At 66.9% G+C, this 15,136-nt stretch carries 16 protein-coding genes; 9 read left to right on the top strand and 7 right to left on the bottom strand.

Features of this window, described 5'->3' with window-relative positions:
• Positions 1-106: 106 nt before the first annotated feature.
• Genes A0W70_RS13400 through lptM form a run of 3 tightly spaced genes read right to left on the bottom strand, consistent with a single transcriptional unit; the run spans position 107 to position 2,179 of the window.
• Positions 107-766 (bottom strand): class I SAM-dependent methyltransferase, encoded by a 660-nt coding sequence (locus A0W70_RS13400; RefSeq protein ID WP_070989467.1) that lies wholly within the window; start codon positions 764-766, stop codon positions 107-109.
• Positions 766-2,046 (bottom strand): diaminopimelate decarboxylase, encoded by a 1,281-nt coding sequence (gene lysA, locus A0W70_RS13405; protein WP_070989469.1) that lies wholly within the window; start codon positions 2,044-2,046, stop codon positions 766-768. Before lysA ends, A0W70_RS13400 begins: the two co-directional genes overlap by 1 nt.
• Positions 2,047-2,056: 10 nt before the next feature.
• Entirely contained in the window at positions 2,057-2,179 is a 123-nt protein-coding gene (lptM, locus tag A0W70_RS17190; RefSeq protein ID WP_245675889.1) for an LPS translocon maturation chaperone LptM, read from the bottom strand.
• A 277-nt stretch (positions 2,180-2,456) separates the two neighbouring features.
• Between lptM and A0W70_RS13410 the strand changes: the two genes are divergently transcribed.
• The 3 genes from A0W70_RS13410 to A0W70_RS13420 all read left to right on the top strand — a co-directional run bounded on the left by A0W70_RS13410 (position 2,457) and on the right by A0W70_RS13420 (position 4,652).
• On the top strand, positions 2,457-3,137 hold the full coding sequence (locus tag A0W70_RS13410; RefSeq protein WP_070989471.1) for an alpha/beta hydrolase: 681 nt from the start codon (positions 2,457-2,459) through the stop codon (positions 3,135-3,137).
• A gap of 191 nt (positions 3,138-3,328) precedes the next feature.
• Positions 3,329-3,967, top strand: coding sequence for a hypothetical protein (locus A0W70_RS13415; RefSeq protein ID WP_070989473.1), 639 nt, complete (start codon positions 3,329-3,331; stop codon positions 3,965-3,967).
• A complete protein-coding gene (locus A0W70_RS13420) occupies positions 3,948-4,652 on the top strand; it encodes an adenosylcobinamide amidohydrolase (RefSeq protein WP_139150880.1) in 705 nt (234 codons plus the stop codon). The genes A0W70_RS13415 and A0W70_RS13420 overlap by 20 nt, the downstream gene beginning before the upstream one ends.
• Positions 4,653-4,976: 324 nt before the next feature.
• Here the strand turns inward: A0W70_RS13420 and A0W70_RS13425 are convergent, their stop codons facing one another.
• The 3 genes from A0W70_RS13425 to argH all read right to left on the bottom strand — a co-directional run bounded on the left by A0W70_RS13425 (position 4,977) and on the right by argH (position 7,729).
• Entirely contained in the window at positions 4,977-5,435 is a 459-nt protein-coding gene (locus A0W70_RS13425) for a BLUF domain-containing protein (RefSeq protein ID WP_070989477.1), read from the bottom strand.
• A 68-nt stretch (positions 5,436-5,503) separates the two neighbouring features.
• Positions 5,504-6,010 (bottom strand): BLUF domain-containing protein, encoded by a 507-nt coding sequence (locus A0W70_RS13430; RefSeq protein ID WP_070989479.1) that lies wholly within the window; start codon positions 6,008-6,010, stop codon positions 5,504-5,506.
• Positions 6,011-6,319: 309 nt separating this feature from the next.
• The gene (gene argH / locus A0W70_RS13435) at positions 6,320-7,729 is read right to left on the bottom strand and encodes an argininosuccinate lyase (protein ID WP_070989481.1); all 1,410 of its coding nucleotides are present in this window, start codon (positions 7,727-7,729) and stop codon (positions 6,320-6,322) included.
• A gap of 104 nt (positions 7,730-7,833) precedes the next feature.
• Between argH and A0W70_RS13440 the strand changes: the two genes are divergently transcribed.
• From A0W70_RS13440 to A0W70_RS13465, 6 genes are read left to right on the top strand one after another with little or no spacing between them, the layout of a single operon-like run.
• Positions 7,834-8,877: a sensor histidine kinase gene (locus tag A0W70_RS13440; RefSeq protein WP_070989711.1), complete on the top strand. Its 1,044-nt coding sequence runs from the start codon at positions 7,834-7,836 to the stop codon at positions 8,875-8,877.
• Positions 8,874-9,617 carry a LytR/AlgR family response regulator transcription factor gene (locus tag A0W70_RS13445; protein WP_070989483.1) on the top strand — a complete coding sequence of 248 codons (744 nt, stop codon included), beginning with the start codon at positions 8,874-8,876 and terminating at the stop codon, positions 9,615-9,617. Before A0W70_RS13440 ends, A0W70_RS13445 begins: the two co-directional genes overlap by 4 nt.
• Positions 9,618-9,622: 5 nt before the next feature.
• Positions 9,623-10,549, top strand: a complete 927-nt coding sequence (hemC, locus tag A0W70_RS13450; protein ID WP_070989485.1) for a hydroxymethylbilane synthase — start codon at positions 9,623-9,625, stop codon at positions 10,547-10,549.
• Positions 10,550-10,552: 3 nt separating this feature from the next.
• Positions 10,553-11,317 carry a uroporphyrinogen-III synthase gene (locus tag A0W70_RS13455; protein ID WP_070989486.1) on the top strand — a complete coding sequence of 255 codons (765 nt, stop codon included), beginning with the start codon at positions 10,553-10,555 and terminating at the stop codon, positions 11,315-11,317.
• Complete coding sequence (locus tag A0W70_RS13460; RefSeq protein ID WP_070989488.1) at positions 11,314-12,684, top strand: uroporphyrinogen-III C-methyltransferase; 1,371 nt, start codon at positions 11,314-11,316, stop codon at positions 12,682-12,684. The genes A0W70_RS13455 and A0W70_RS13460 overlap by 4 nt, the downstream gene beginning before the upstream one ends.
• Positions 12,685-12,687: 3 nt before the next feature.
• Positions 12,688-13,977, top strand: coding sequence for a heme biosynthesis HemY N-terminal domain-containing protein (locus A0W70_RS13465; RefSeq protein WP_070989490.1), 1,290 nt, complete (start codon positions 12,688-12,690; stop codon positions 13,975-13,977).
• Positions 13,978-14,065: 88 nt separating this feature from the next.
• On the opposite strand, the gene A0W70_RS13470 is transcribed toward A0W70_RS13465, so the two are convergent.
• On the bottom strand, positions 14,066-15,118 hold the full coding sequence (locus A0W70_RS13470) for a CDP-6-deoxy-delta-3,4-glucoseen reductase (protein ID WP_070989492.1): 1,053 nt from the start codon (positions 15,116-15,118) through the stop codon (positions 14,066-14,068).
• Between the last annotated feature and the right edge of the window lie 18 nt (positions 15,119-15,136).

A 15,136-nucleotide genomic window follows, 5' to 3' on the forward strand; every position in this document is an offset into this window, starting at 1 on the left:
ACAAATACCGTAGGTCGGACTTCAGTCCGACACTCGCAAGCCCAGGCGCCATCCACTCCTCACCGCGCCCAGAACTCCCCCAACCCGACGCGACCCAACCAAAAACCTACCGATACCCCCAAACCACCAGATGATGGTCATCAATCAGACCAACCGCCAGATCCAGCCCCGCCGCACGCAACTGCCCACGCACCTCGTCCACGGTAAACGCCGCATGCAACGAAGCCCGAAAATCCCGCTGCAACACCTCGGGCTCGGCGGCCATATCGGCCACCAGCGCATCCACAGCGGCCTCATCCTCAGGCCGCGCAAGATCGGCGATAAACACCGGCGCTCCCGAAAGCGTGGTTTCCGCGACCACTCGCCACAACACCATCGGATCATGCAGATGATGCAGCAGGCTGTTCGAGATCACCGCGTCGTAGCCCACCCGCGGCGGCGCCTCATCGGGCAGCATCACCCGATACAGCCGCACCCGCTCACCGAGCCCGTCACGCTCGATGCGCTCGCGCCCGGGCGCCAGCATCGCCTCGGCACCATCAATGCCATCGACCCGCACGCCCGGAAACCGCCGCGCGACCCGAATCGAGATATCCCCGGGCCCACAACCGATATCCAGCACATGCCCGGTGGCGGGAAAATCCGGCAACCGCGCGACCAGCGCATCCACGATCGCGCCATGCGATGCCTCGAAATCGGCCCCCGCGTAGGCAGCGGCCTGCTCGGCCTCATCCATCAGTTCGGGTTCGGGCGTACGCTCCAGCATCACTCCGCGTCCGCACTGGCCGCCGTATCCGTTTCCGGCGCCAGGCACTTCTCCGCGACCCACAGATCGGCCAGCGCCTCACGCGCCCGCACCAGCTGCGCGCGATCGCCATCCACCATCACCTCGGCCGGCTTCGGCCGCGTGTTGTAATTCGAAGCCATCACGAACCCGTAGGCGCCCGCCGAGCGCACCGCCAGGAGATCGCCCGCCTCCACGGCCAGCGGCCGATCATGGCCGAGGAAATCCCCGGACTCGCATACCGGCCCGACCACATCGCAGGGCAACGCCTCGCCGTCGCGCTCGACCACCGGGATGATCGCCTGCCAGGCGTCGTACAGCGACGGCCGGATCAGGTCATTCATGCCGGCATCGACGATCGCGAAGCGCTTCTTCGGCGCCTGCTTCATGTACTCCACGCGCGTGACCATGATCCCGGCGTTGCCGGCGATCGCGCGCCCGGGCTCGACCCGGATCTCGCAGTCCACGTCGCCCAGCGCCCGATCGATTGCCGCCGCCCACTCGGTGGGATGCGGCGGCTGCTCGTCGCGGTACGGGATCCCGAGCCCGCCACCCAGATCCAGATGTTCGATCTCGATGCCATCGGCCATCAACTCGGCGCGCAGCGCCAGCACCCGATCGACCGTATCGACGAACGGCTGGACGTCCGTCAGTTGCGAGCCGATATGGCAGTCGATCCCGACCACGCGCAGATGCTCGCTGTTGGCGGCGTGCCGATACAGCGGCGGCGCGGCGTCGATGGCGATGCCGAACTTCGAGGTCTGCATCCCGGTCGCGATGTAGGGATGCGTCTTCGGATCGACATCGGGATTCACGCGCAGCGAGATCGGCGCGACCCTGCCCGCGCCCGCGGCGATCGACTCGATCCGCTCCAGCTCCGCCGCCGATTCGACATTGAAGCAGCCGATCCCGACGAACAGCGCGCGCTCGATCTCGGCCGCGCTCTTGCCGACCCCGGAAAAGACGATATCGGCCGGCGCGGCGCCGACCTTCAGCACACGCTCCAGCTCGCCCACCGAGACGATATCGAACCCCGAACCCAACCGCGCCAGCACGTCCAGCACCGCCAGATTGGAGTTCGCCTTCACCGAATAGCACACCCGGTGGGGGCGCCCTGCCAGCGCGCGGTCGAACGCATGCCAGTGACGCTCCAGCGTCGCGCGCGAATACACATACAGCGGCGTCCCGAAGCGCGCCGCCAGCGATTCGACGTCGATCGACTCGGCGTACAGGCGCCCGTCGCGGTACTCGAAATGATCCATCGGGCGGCCCTTACTCGTCGGTTTCTTCGGTGGACTCGTCCTGTGACTCGTCCGGCATGTACAGCGGGCCCTTCTGGCCGCAGCCGGCGACGAGTACCAGTACACAGGCGAGCAGCAGCAGTCTCGGCGTCACGGCGCGCGCTCCGGGCAGATTCAGGCAGATCGCACAGTATAAACGCCGGTGAGAGATGCGCCCACGGGGGACTGGCGTGAGGGGGCCTTGGGGCAATTCACGCGTGGGCTTGGGTTCTCGCCAAGCCGCGGAGTGCGCCAAGGATCGCAAAGGAGGATAAGCGAGCGAGGTGCCCGGAAGCCGGATGGGGATGGTTCCGGAAGCCAGCAGGCGTGGTCGGTCGTGGCCAGCCGGGCGGCTTGCGGGGAGGCCGGGCGGCGGGGAGAATCCGGGCGCTATGAGTGACAATCTCCCTGAATGCATAGAAGTCCCCGCCCCCGGCGAGCACCGCTGGAGCGTGATCTGGCTGCACGGACTCGGCGCGGACGGGAGCGACTTCGAGCCGATCGTGCCGGAGTTGCGCTTGCCTTCGGGTCATGGTGTGCGGTTCGTGTTTCCGCACGCGCCGGAGCGGCCGGTGACGGTGAACGGCGGGATGCGGATGCGGGCCTGGTATGACATTGCCGGGGTGGATCTCGCTTCGAAGGAGGATGAGGAAGGCATCCTGGATTCAACCGGAATGGTCGAGGCGCTGATCGCACGGGAGAAGGCGCTCGGTGTTCCGGCTGCGCGGATCGTGCTGGCCGGGTTTTCGCAGGGTGGTGCGGTCGCGCTGCATGCGGGGCTGCGGCATAGGGAGCGGCTGGGCGGGATCATGGCGCTGTCGGCGTATCTGCTGCTCGCGGATCGGCTCGAGGACGAGATGAGTGCCGGGAATCGGCTGACGCCGATTTTCCAGGCGCATGGCGAGCAGGATCCGGTGGTGCCGATGGAGCTGGCGGGGTATTCGCGTGACCGGATCGGGGCGGTGCGCCCCGTGCCGGAATGGCATACGTATTCAATGGGCCATTCCGTGTGTGGTGAGGAGATCGGCGACATTCGGAAGTGGTTGGTGGATACGGTGGGGGTCGGTCAGTAGCACCGGGTCCCGCAACGGACGTGAACCGTGCGTTGTAGGCCGGTTCTCGGCGGCGCCTGTTGTTCGGAGATGTAATGGCACTCACCGCCGGAAATGCCGGCATTGCGCGGCGAAGGGCCGTGTGGGGGTTGCGGATCGCCGTGGGCCGCGCAAAGCCGGCCTACGTTGGCGTGTGACAGGGAGGTTCGGCGATGGGCGATTCAGCGCCGGTGTACGCGCAGGAGATCGAGGAGCCGGTTGAGGCGGTCTTCGAGTCCAGCGGTCCGTTCGGGCTTTCATGGTCTTCTCGGGTCGTGCTGCGCCAGGGGGATACGTCGCTGGCGACCGTGCATCTCGCGGAGGAGACGGGCTTCCGACGGGCGTTTGGTTCGATCGATTTCGGCGCGCGGTCTTTCACGCTCACGATGCCGCCGGATCGGACGCTGGGCGAGATGCTGGCGGAGTTCTTCACCCGGTATCGGCGTCGGCGGGTATGGCGCGCCGGTTCGGGGATCGTTACCGAGATCCGCGATATCACGCAGGACGACAAATCCGCCCTCAAGGGCACTTTCCAGCGCGACGGGACGAGTTACGTGATCGAGCGACCGATCGATACCGGTTTTCTCGGCCGCACGGAGGGCGACATTCGCGTAATGGCGAATCACCGTGAGGTCGCGCGCATCGAGGAGAGCCTGGCGGACCAGGCGATCATGGTGATTACCCCGACTGCACCGGTGCGGCTTGATGTGATCGCGATCGCCTTCGATCTCGGGATGTCGCTGGCACTGCCGCGCGGCGGTGGTGGTGCCGGGGGCGGTGGCGGAGGAGGCGATGGTGGCGGGGGATGCTGACGACGGCCGTGGAGTAATCCCTCGACATGGCATCGAGGGGATCCGCCATGTGCGTGATCTGCGGTGGAATGCGCTGCTGTTCGACGAGCCCCGCCCGGTTCTTTCTTCGGCACCGGTAAATGGCGGCGATGTGATGGCCGAGCGGGTCGTAAATCTCTGTGTAGATGGGCCCGATGTGGTGGCGGCCTGTGACGATCCGGCGGGTACGTTCGCTTCGATTTCGAGGGCACAGGACTGGCGCGGTGCGACCGTGGGTCTGATGACCGGCGTAGCCGCGGCGAACGCCGGGATCGCGCGCGAGACTCATGATGACGTCGAATGGCTGGTGCTGGCGACGGTCGGCTTCAGTAACGCGCACCGCGCCGGGGGGCCGGCGGTGGAGAACGCCGGTCCGGGGACGATCAATGTCATTGCGGCGAGTTCGCTTGCTTTGACGGCGGCCGCGCGGGCGGAGGCGTTGGGGCTCGTCGTGGAGACGAAAGCGGCGGTATTGAGCGATCACGGGATCGTTGCGGCCGGAGGCGGGACGGCGACGGGCACGGGAACGGACGCGGTCGCGATCGTCGGTGCGCCCGGGGAAGCCGACACGCCGTATACGGGGTATCACACGGTATCCGGTCGTTGCCTCGCGGCGGCGGTGATCCGGGCTATGGGGTTGTCGATGGAGGCCGGGCGTGGGGGGTGAGGTTCGGTTGTGGCTTTGATGTGGCGTTGTCCGGTTTTCCTCGCGGAGGCGCTGAGGGCGCAGGGTGCGCGGAGGAAGGCGGGGGTTTCTTGATTGTATGGTTTCTCGGCGCCCTCGGCGCGCTTTGCGGCTCTGCGAGAGATTGGTTTTTGAGGGATTGCTGTAACGCCTTGGGGATGGCACCGGGTTCGGGACTCGTGTGATCGGTTCGCGAGCAAGCTCGCCCCTACAGGTTGCGGTTTGATCCTCTGCAGTGGGTTGCCGGCTGTTGCCTTTTGGCAAAAGCCGGCCTGCTTGTTTGCTGGCGCGTGCGGGGCGTGGCGTTCAGGCTGTTGCGGGCGCGCCTTCGTCCTGGCCGGATGCCAGTAACTCGACCAGATCCGAGAGCATGCGGTCATTGAGTTGATACGGGTCGAATGCGCTCAGGCCGTGGCGTTTGAGGAACGCGGCCATTTCATCTTCGAGCGTCAGGAACTTCATATTCCATGCCGCGAACCGGAGTTCGTCACGGGCCTCGTCCCGCAATACTTCGATATCTTTGTTGCGCGGGTCCTCGCGGATCGCGTCGAACAGCGCGTCCACCGTCTCGGGCTGGCCTTCGAGGATCTGCAGGAACTTGCCCTGACCGAAGTGCAGCACGCCGACGATGCCGCGCTTCGGGTTGGAGCGGCGGCTGTGGCTGACGATCTTCATGAGTTCGCGCTGTGTTTCGGGGTGGCTCAGATCACGGCCGATGGTGGCGGTGCTTGCGTACACGAGCTGCTTGTACGGACTGTCCGTCATGATGACTCCGGGTAATGGGTTGGCTGGCGCTGTGCGGTCGCTCGCCGCTGCTGATGCGAACGCGGACCTCAGCGGCGGCCGAACATTCTCTTGAGCAGTGAGTTGCCCCGTCCGTAGTTCTGATCGGGGTCGTTGAGCGGCGCGCGGCCTTCGACGAGCGTTCGGATCAGGTCATCGATGATGGCTTCATCGAAACGGTACGGGTTGAACCTGCGCATGCCGTGGCGCTTGAGCAGTGCTTCCACATCTTTTTCCAGCGGCACGTACTTCATGGACCAGTCGGGGAAGAACCGCGTCTCGGTCTCGCGCACGCTCAGGACCTCGAGGTCGCGGTGGCGGTCGTCAGCGGCGATGCGTTGGTACAGCGTGTTCACCGCTTCGCGCGGTCCCTCGATACCCTGGAAGAAGTAGCCATAGCCGTAATGAAGTACCCCGCCGATCCCCTGCTTCGGGTTATTGATTTTGCAGGCGCGCAGGATGCGGCCGATCTCGAGGTCGACACTGCCGCTGCCGCCACTGGTGTCGAAGTTGGCGGTGCTGGCATAGGTCAGACGGGTGAGTGGTTCGCTGGCCATGGGTTATTCCGGTGCGCGTGTTTGCGAATGCGGACGTACTTCAGGCCCTTCGGTCTGGAATCGGTTCTGGATTTCGGGGGCGATCGAGGGATCGTGGTTTCGGGTTGGTGTTGTGCGTTTTTCCTCGCAGAGGCGCGGGGTGCGCAAAGATTGCGGGGAGAGCAAAGGTCTATTCAATCACGGTTTTCTCTGGGCTCTTTGCGGGCACCGCGCCTCTGCGTGAGATGGTTTTTTTGCGGAGTTTCCCTGAACCCCCTGAAGGGGTGGCGGTTCGGGAGTCCTGTTGTCGGTTCGCGAGCAAGCTCGCTCCTACAGGGGGAGCGTTTGGTTGAGGCGATTGTGGCCCCGTTTTGTGGCGGCGCGGACCTGGTCGGGGGCGGTGCCGCCGAGGTGGTCGCGGCTGGCGGCGGAGCCTTCGAGGGTGAGGACTGCGTACACATCCTGCTCGATGGCGCTGGAGAACTGCTGCAGGTCGTAGAGTGAGAGTTCGGCGATATCGCAATTCTCATCGATGGCTTTGCGCACGGTCTTGCCGACGATCTCATGGGCGTCGCGGAAGGCGACGCCTTTTCTGACCAGGTAGTCGGCCAGATCGGTGGCCGTGGCGAAGCCTTTCCTGGCGCGGTCCGCCATGTTCTCCGGTTTAATCTCGATCGCCGGGATCATGTCGGCGAAGGCGCGCAGGGAACCGGCGAGCGTATCCACTGTATCGAACAGCGGTTCCTTGTCTTCCTGGTTGTCCTTGTTGTACGCGAGCGGCTGGCTCTTCATGAGCGTGAGCAGGCCCATGAGGTGGCCGTTCACTCTTCCGGTCTTGCCGCGCACGAGTTCGGGGACGTCCGGGTTCTTTTTCTGCGGCATGATCGACGAGCCGGTGCAGAAACGGTCCGGCAGGTCGACGAAGTCGAACGCGGGCGAGGTCCACAACACCAGCTCTTCGCTCATGCGCGAGAGGTGCATCATGGTGGTCGCCCCCCAGTGACAGAACTCGATGGCGAAGTCGCGGTCGCTGACGGCATCGAGCGAGTTCTCGGCCGGGCGCTCGAAGCCGAGCAGATCGGCGGTCATGTTGCGGTCGATCGGGTACGGCGTGCCGGCGAGCGCGGCGGCGCCGAGCGGCATCACGTTGGTGCGCCTGCGGCAGTCCATCAGCCGGTCGGCGTCGCGGAGCAGCATCTCGAACCACGCCAGCATGTGATGACCGAAAGTCACGGGCTGCGCGGTCTGCAGATGGGTAAAGCCGGGCATGACGGCGTCAGGATGACGGCCGGCCTGTTCCAGCAGGCCTTCGCAAAGGCGCCGGAGTTCAGTGGCGAGGCCGTCGATGGCATCGCGCAGGTACAGACGCAGGTCGGTGGCGACCTGGTCGTTGCGCGAGCGACCGGTGTGGAGTTTCTTGCCGGCATCGCCGATGCGTTGCGTCAGTGCGTGCTCGATGTGCATATGCACGTCTTCGAGTGCGTCGTTCCACTCGAAGCGGCCGGCGTCGATATCGCCCTCGACGCCGTCCAGGCCTTCGAGAATCGCATCGAGTTCGGCATCCGTAAGGACACCGACGGCGGTCAGCATTCGCGCGTGCGCGCGCGAGCCCATGATGTCGTGGCGGTAGAGCCGACGGTCGAAGGTCTGCGAGGCGGTGAAGGCCTCGACGAAGGCGTCGGTCGGTTCGGTGAAGCGGCCACCCCAGGGTTTGGCGCCACTGTCGTCACTGCCACTCATTACGGCTCTCCTGTCGGCGAGGGGGAAGTATAAAGGAGTGGATACAGGGCGTGCAGTTCCGCGGCGCATGTGCACCGCTGGCGGCGCGCGTCTATGATGGCTCCATGAGCGCGAACGAGCCTGGCAAGCGACCGTTTCTGCCGGACTTCTGTGAGCAGGGCAATCTGCTGCGCACGATGGTGATCGCGCAGTTGCTCGTGTTCGTGCTCGTGGCCGCTACCCCCGGCGACTGGTTCGAGCGATTGCGGTCGCTGGCGACGATGTCGCTGTTCATCCAGTGGGTGGCTATCGTCGATATCGCGCTCCTCTGCGGGCTGCAGGGTCGACTGGCCCGCCTCGATGACCGGCTGGCGGCATTGGCTGCGTTCGGTTTGCTGCAGGTCGTAACACTGTCGTTTACCTGGATCGCGCACGCGATCGCACGCGCCATTTTCCTGCCGCTCGGTACGATGGAACTGTCCACACTGCTCCTCGAGAACGGCGTGATCAGCGTGATCGTCAGTGCCATCGCGCTCCGGTATTTCTACGTGACGGCGCAATGGCAGCGCGACGTGGAGGCCTCAGCCGAGGCCCAGGTACAGGCGCTGCAGGCGCGCATCCGACCGCATTTCCTGTTCAACAGCATGAATACGATCGCGAGCCTGACGCGTTCTGACCCTGCGACCGCCGAACATGCGGTCGAGGATCTGTCCGAACTGTTCCGCGCGGCGCTCGCCCACAAGCCGTATGTCCCCCTGGCCGAAGAACTGGAACTGGTGGGCAGTTACCTGCGCATCGAGGGTCAGCGCCTGGGTGAGCGCCTGCGGGTGGAATGGGATCGCGACGCGGATGCGGATGACGTCGAGATCCCGGCGCTGTCGCTGCAGCCGCTGGTCGAGAATGCGGTCTATCATGGCATCGAGCAGTGCACGGCCGGTGGACGCATCCGGATCGTGACGCGCAAGGGCGACGACGCGGTCACGGTGACCATCAGCAACCCCCTGCCCGCGTCCCCACGACCGTCAAAGGGCCACCGCATCGCCCAGGACAATGTCCGCCAGCGGCTGGCATTCGCCTACGATGAAGGGGCACGCATGGACGTCCAGGACGATGATGGCGATTATCAGGTGACGATCCGGATCCCGCTGGCCAGGAGCGAAACGACATGAAAGTGCTGGTGGTGGATGACGAGACGCCGGCAAGAGCGCGGCTGACGCGCCTGGTCTCGGAGCTCGACGGGTTCGAGGTCGTGGGTGAGGCCGGCGACGGCGCCGAGGCGGTCCGGCGCGCCGAGGACACCGGTGCGGATATCGTGCTGCTGGACGTGCGGATGCCCGGCATGGATGGTCTCGAGGCGGCGCGGCACATCGCCCACACCGATCCGCCCCCGGCCGTGATTTTCACGACCGCCTATGGCGACCACGCGCTGGAGGCGTTCGAAGCCCATGCCGCGGATTATCTGCTCAAACCCGTGCGCGCGGACCGGCTGGCGCGTTCACTGGCGGCGGCCAAAAGGCCGACGCGGGCACAACGCACCGACCTTCCCGAATCCGATCAGCCGCGTGAGCAGATCTGCGCCCGCCTCGGCGGCGAGCTGCAGCTTGTACCGGTAACGGATGTCCTGTACTTCCTCGCCGAACATAAATATGTCACCGTTCATCATCGTTTCGGCGAACTCCTCATCGAGGAATCGCTGAAATCGCTTGAGCACGAATTCGGCGACCGGTTCATGCGCATCCACCGCAATGCCCTGGTCGCGGAAGCCTGGGTCGGCGGCCTCCGCCGCGGGCCCGACAATCAGAACCGCATCTGGTTCAAGGCCAGTGACGCCACCCTCGAGATCAGCCGACGCCATCTGCCGGCGGTGCGCCGGCGTCTGAAAAATGCCGGCACCCAGTCCGGCCGGTGACTTCCATGACCGCGACAAGACTCCGTATCGCCACCCGCAAGAGCCCGCTCGCCTGGTACCAGGCCGAGTTCGTCGGCCGCCGCCTGCAGGCCGCCCACCCGGATCTCGAGATCGAACTGGTGGGGATGAAGACCGAGGGCGATCGCGTCCTCGACCGGTCGCTCGCGGCGATCGGTGGCAAGGGGCTGTTCGTAAAGGAACTGGAGGAAGGTCTGCTGGATGGCCGCGCCGATATCGCGGTGCACTCGATGAAAGACGTGCCCGGTTATTTCCCCGAGGGCCTGCATCTGCCCGTGATCCTCGGGCGCGAGAGCCCGTTCGACGCCTTCGTCTCCAACGATTATGACGATCCGCGCGCACTGCCCGAGGGCGCGGTCGTCGGCACCTGCAGCCAGCGCCGTGCCAGCCAGCTCCTGTATGCCCTGCCCCACTGCCGGATCCGGGAACTGCGCGGCAACGTGAACACGCGGCTGGCGAAACTGGACGCCGGCGAGTTCGACGCGATCGTGCTGGCGGTGGCCGGGCTCGAACGGCTGGGGTTCGAGGCGCGGATCACCCGCGCGCTCGATTCCGACCTGTGCCTCCCGGCGATCGGCCAGGGGGCACTCGGGATCGAGTGCCGCCGCGACGACCCGGAGGTCGAGACCCTGATCGGCGCGCTCGATGATGCCGAGACCGCCGCCTGTGTGCGGGCCGAACGGGCCGTCAGCCATCGCCTGGGCGGCAGCTGTCTGTCGCCGATCGCGGGCTACGCCGTGATCGAGGACGACGCCATGCACCTGCGCGCGCGTGTCGCGGCGCCGGACGGCAGCGCGCTGATCGCCGGCGAACGCGCGGGCCCGGTCGCGGATGCCGAGGCCCTCGGCAGCGGGCTGGCCGAGGAACTGCTCGGCCGGGGCGCCGAGCGCCTGCTCGCGGCCGCGTCGGCCTGAGTCATGTCCTCGCCGCTGGCCGGACGCTCGGTACTGGTTACCCGGCCGCGGGAGCGGGCGGGGGACCTGATCGATCGGCTTTCGGCCCTCGGCGCCCGACCGGTTGCCTGTCCCGTCATCGAGATCCAGCCCCTGCCCTGGACCGGCGCGCGCGATGCCGGGGGGTACGATATCGTCATCTTCACGAGTCCCGCCGCGGTGCAGCATGGCACCGACGGCATGGATCTGCGGGGGACGTTCGAGGTCGCCGGCGTCGGGCCCGCGACCACGGCCGCGTTGCGCGAGCGCGGTTTCGGCGTCACCGTGGAACCCGTCAATACGAACGACAGCGAGGGTCTGCTGGCCCACCCGGCGCTGGCGCCGGAACGCGTTTCCGGGCGCCGGGTGCTGATCGTCCGCGGCGAAGGTGGACGCGGGTTGCTGGGCCGCAGCCTCGTGGCACGCGGCGCGAGGGTCGATTATGCTGAGGTGTACCGGCGGGCCCGCCCGGCCGGACCATTGCCGGCCGAGGCGGCCGGGTGCGACGTGATCACGGTCACCAGCAACGAGGGAGTGACCAACCTGCTTGCCATGATCGAACCGGCCAACCGTGCACGCATGCTTGACCGCCCGCTGGTGGCCGCAAGCGAGCGGGGGGCAACCCAGGCGCGCGAGGCCGGGTTCACGGGGCCGATCGCGGTAGCCGGAGGTGCCAACAGCGAATCGATCATTACCGCGGCCGAACAACTGGCCATATCGTCATCGCAGGGAAAAACGGGGTCCGCATGAACGATCAACGTTCGGACGATGACCGGCGCAGCGATAAGCCCGGTCCCGAGGAGAGCGACGAGCGCATGCCGGCGCCGGAGGAGTCGTCGGACGCGTCCACGGATCGCACGGAACCGGATAACGCGGTTGAGCCGGACTCGGGGCAGCCTCAGGAGCCGGACCCGGAGAGCGAGTCAGGCTCGCGCGAGGGGGCCGACACGGACGAGGCGGAGCCAGCGACTGCCGACCACGGCGGGGAGGGTTCCCGGGACAGCAGTGCGGACGACGACGGCGACGGTACGGATGACGGCGCGGCCGCCGCGGGCCCACCGCGGCGGCGCGGCGGCAGGTGGGTGCTTGCGCTGGCGCTGCTGATCGCCCTCGTGGCGGCCGGCGCCGCCGGTTATCTCGGGTGGCGCCTGTACAGGCTCGAAGAGCGCGTCGCCGACATCCCCGCGCAGCGCGCAGCGGCGCTGGAGCCGCTGGCAGAGCGGTCCGCGCTGCAGACGCTCGAGCGCCAGTTCGAACAACGCCTCCAGGCCGCGGTCGACGACAAGGCGGACGCGCTGATCTCCGCGCGCGATGAGGCGCTCGGCGAGGTGCGCGAACGGTTGGCGACGCTGGAATCGGGCGTTGAAGATATCCGCGAACTCGCGGCCCGGGATCATATCAACTGGCGCCTGGCGGAAATCCGTTACCTGCTCGCGATCGCCCAGCGCCGCGTCATGATCGACCGCGACGTTCGCAGTGCGGTCGCCGCACTCGAATCGGCCGACCAGGCCATCAGCGAGTTCGGCGACGTACGACTGCTGCCGCTGCGCCAGCGTATCGTCGACAACCTTTCCGCCCTGCGCTCGGTGGAGACCGCGGATATCGAGGGCATCGCGCTGCGGCTGCAGAATCTGCTCGGGCGCGTGCCTGAACTGCCCGCCGCCGGCAGCCGGACAACCGTTACTGACGCCACGGGCGATGGCACCGGCGCCGGGGGCTGGTGGGATTCGCTCGTCACGAGGCTGGATCGATTCGTGACCGTGCGTCGGCGCGAGGCGGCGCCCGAACCCGGCCGGCCACAACCGTCTACGGAACTGCCGGAGGCGGATAGCCTGGTGCTGGCGCTGGAGCGGGCCCGCAGCGCGGCGCTGGCGCGTGACCCGGCAGCATATCAGCGCGCACTGGAGCGGGCGTCGACGGCGCTGGACAACGGTTTTGAAACGGATGTGCCGGTTACCGAGCGCTTCCGCGAGGGGCTGGCGTGGTTACGGGAACGGCCCGTCGAGGTCGAGCTGCCCGACCTGGCACCGACCGTGGATCTCGCCGAAAAGCTCTCGGCGCGAATCGAATCGAGCCGCGAGGACACTCCGGCCACAGGCGACGAGGCGGAGGACTGATCCATGCGTTTGCTCCTCATTACGATCCTCCTGCTCGCCGCCGCCGTGGGCGGCGCGGTAATGCTCCAGCAGTATCCCGGCTACGTCTATCTTGAGGTCGGGCTCTGGACGGTAGAGACCACGCTGGCGTTCCTGATCGCAGCACTGGTTTTGGCCTTTGTTCTGCTCTATATCGTGCTCCGGCTGCTCGGGCTCGTCGTGCGCACGCCGCGCGCGCTGCGTAGGGGTAGCTACGGGCGCCGCACCGAACGCTCGCGGCGCGGACTCACGCGCGGCCTGATCGAGATGGCCGAGGGCCGCTGGGGGCAGGCGGAGAAGATCCTGACGCGGCACGCGCCGGATTCCGATACCGCCCTGCTGCATTATCTCGCGGCCGCGCGGGCGGCCCAGCAGGCCGGTGCCTACGAGCGCCGCGACAATTATCTCAAGGCGGCGATCGAGGCCAACCCCGAGGCGGACGTGGCCGTATCACTCACGCAGGCGGAACTGCAGCTCGCCCATCATCAGACCGAGCATGCACTCGCGACGCTGAACCGGCTGCGCGGGCTGGCACCGCAGCACAGCTATGTCCTCAAGCTGCTGGCACGGCTCTACGCCGAGACCGAGGACTGGGAGAGTCTGAGCGAGCTCGTCCCCGAGCTGCGCAGCCGCAAGGTCCTGGCGCGCGAGCGGATCGACATGCTGGAGCGCGCGGCGGCACTCGGGCGCCTGTCCGAACGGGGCATGGATGGCGCGGCGATCAAGGCGGTCCATGAGTCGCTGTCGCGGCGGATGCGCGACGACCCGGATATCGTGCTGGCGTACGCCGAACGCCTGATGAATGTGGATGGGAACGAAACGGCGGAGAAGCAGGTCCGCCATGTGCTTGGTCGCCAATGGGACGAGCGCCTGGCCCGCTGTTACGGCCGCATCCGCTGTGAAGAACCCCAGCGGCAACTGGAACACGCGGAGGCCTGGCTCAAGGAGCACGGGCGCAGCGCGATGCTGCTGCTGACTCTGGGCCGGCTGTGCGTGCGTAACCGCCTCTGGGGCAAGGGACGGATCTATTTCGAATCGAGCATCGGCATCGAGCCGCGCGCGGAGACGTATTTCGAGCTGGCGAACCTGCTGGACGAACTTGGCGAGTTCGGGCCCGCACGCGAGCAGTACCGGACGGGGCTGGCAAAGGCCGTGGAAAGCGGCGACGGCAACGGAAGGCGGGGTCCCGCCCGGATCCCGAGAGAGCGACTGCTGGCCGGGGCGACGGATCTGCCGGAGCAGGCGCTGCTGCCGACCGCTCGCGCGAGCGAGTGAGTCCCGGCTACCGCGTTTCGGCTCGAGCAACCCGTCTGGGTGACCGTCCGGGCGAGCCGCGCGCGCCGACGCCGAGGCCCCAACTCGCTCAGCCGGGATCGATTCCGGCTGCGGCCATCCCCTGGACCGCATCGGGCGCGTAATCGAAGGAATCGAAAAACAGCGCATCGCGCGGCAGGCCCGCCGCGCGGAACGTCGTTCGGCCGGCTTCGATCATCGGTGGCGGGCCCGACATGTAGACCTCATGACCGCTGAGATCCGGGTAGCGCTGCGCCACGACCTCGTGCACGAAACCGGTGGCGCCGGTCCATTCGTCCTCGGGCTCGGGATCGGACAACACCGGCGTGAACTCGATCCAGTCATGGGTCTCCGCCCAGCTCTGCGCGAGTTCCGCCATGTAGAGGTCGCGTTTGGCGCGCACGCCCCAGAAGATGTGCAGCGGACGGTGATTCCGGCTGGCGATCGCGTGCTCGACCATGCTCTTCAGCGGAGCGAAACCGGTGCCGCCGGCCATCAGGATCGCGGGCCGGTCCGATTCCTCGCGCAGATAGAATGAGCCCAGCGGGCCCTCGAAGCGCAGGACCGCCTTGGGCTTCATGTCCTCGAGCAGTTGATCCGAGAAACGGCCCCCCGGCACGCGCCGCACGTGCAGCTGGAGGTAGTCGTCGTCGTGCGGCGGGTTGGCGAGCGAGAAGCTGCGGCGCTTGCCGTCCTTGAGCAGGAGATCGATGTACTGCCCCGCCAGGAACTGCAGGCGCTCGGCCGCGGGCAGTTTCAGTTTCAGGAGTTTGACGTCGTGGCAGAGCTCTTCGATCGCGGCGAGCCGGACCGGCAGCGTGCGCACGACGATATCGCGGGCCGCTTCCACCTCCTGGACCTCGACCTCGCCGTCTTCCTGTGGCTGCGCCTGGCAGAGGATCACCTGGCCCGCCGCTTCGCCCTCTTCCGTCAATGCCGGCGGACGCCCGCCCGTGTAACTGAACGAGCCGCTGACGATCTCGCCGAGGCAGGCCGCGCAGGTGCCGTTACGGCAGCCGTACGGCAGCGCGTATCCCTGACGCAGCGCGGCATCGAGCACGCTCTCGCCGGATTCGACATCGATCTCATGGCCACTGGGGCGGATAACGACGCGGTTCGCCATCGGGATTCGCTCGGACTG

It is taken from the genome of Halofilum ochraceum (assembly GCF_001614315.2).
GTDB lineage: Bacteria > Pseudomonadota > Gammaproteobacteria > XJ16 > Halofilaceae > Halofilum > Halofilum ochraceum.

Excerpts from the sequence above, each read along its gene's own strand:
- A0W70_RS13465 (WP_070989490.1), top strand. The coding sequence starts at position 12,688 with ATGCGTTTGCTCCTCATTACGATCCTCCTGCTCGCCGCCGCCGTGGGC.
- hemC (WP_070989485.1), top strand. The coding sequence starts at position 9,623 with ATGACCGCGACAAGACTCCGTATCGCCACCCGCAAGAGCCCGCTCGCC.
- A0W70_RS13415 (WP_070989473.1), top strand. The coding sequence starts at position 3,329 with ATGGGCGATTCAGCGCCGGTGTACGCGCAGGAGATCGAGGAGCCGGTT.
- argH (WP_070989481.1), bottom strand. The coding sequence starts at position 7,729 with ATGAGTGGCAGTGACGACAGTGGCGCCAAACCCTGGGGTGGCCGCTTC.
- A0W70_RS13440 (WP_070989711.1), top strand. The coding sequence starts at position 7,834 with ATGAGCGCGAACGAGCCTGGCAAGCGACCGTTTCTGCCGGACTTCTGT.
- A0W70_RS13420 (WP_139150880.1), top strand. The coding sequence starts at position 3,948 with ATGGTGGCGGGGGATGCTGACGACGGCCGTGGAGTAATCCCTCGACAT.
- A0W70_RS13410 (WP_070989471.1), top strand. The coding sequence starts at position 2,457 with ATGAGTGACAATCTCCCTGAATGCATAGAAGTCCCCGCCCCCGGCGAG.
- A0W70_RS13430 (WP_070989479.1), bottom strand. The coding sequence starts at position 6,010 with ATGGCCAGCGAACCACTCACCCGTCTGACCTATGCCAGCACCGCCAAC.
- A0W70_RS13470 (WP_070989492.1), bottom strand. The coding sequence starts at position 15,118 with ATGGCGAACCGCGTCGTTATCCGCCCCAGTGGCCATGAGATCGATGTC.
- A0W70_RS13460 (WP_070989488.1), top strand. The coding sequence starts at position 11,314 with ATGAACGATCAACGTTCGGACGATGACCGGCGCAGCGATAAGCCCGGT.
- A0W70_RS13425 (WP_070989477.1), bottom strand. The coding sequence starts at position 5,435 with ATGACGGACAGTCCGTACAAGCAGCTCGTGTACGCAAGCACCGCCACC.
- A0W70_RS13400 (WP_070989467.1), bottom strand. The coding sequence starts at position 766 with ATGCTGGAGCGTACGCCCGAACCCGAACTGATGGATGAGGCCGAGCAG.
- A0W70_RS13445 (WP_070989483.1), top strand. The coding sequence starts at position 8,874 with ATGAAAGTGCTGGTGGTGGATGACGAGACGCCGGCAAGAGCGCGGCTG.
- lysA (WP_070989469.1), bottom strand. The coding sequence starts at position 2,046 with ATGGATCATTTCGAGTACCGCGACGGGCGCCTGTACGCCGAGTCGATC.
- A0W70_RS13455 (WP_070989486.1), top strand. The coding sequence starts at position 10,553 with ATGTCCTCGCCGCTGGCCGGACGCTCGGTACTGGTTACCCGGCCGCGG.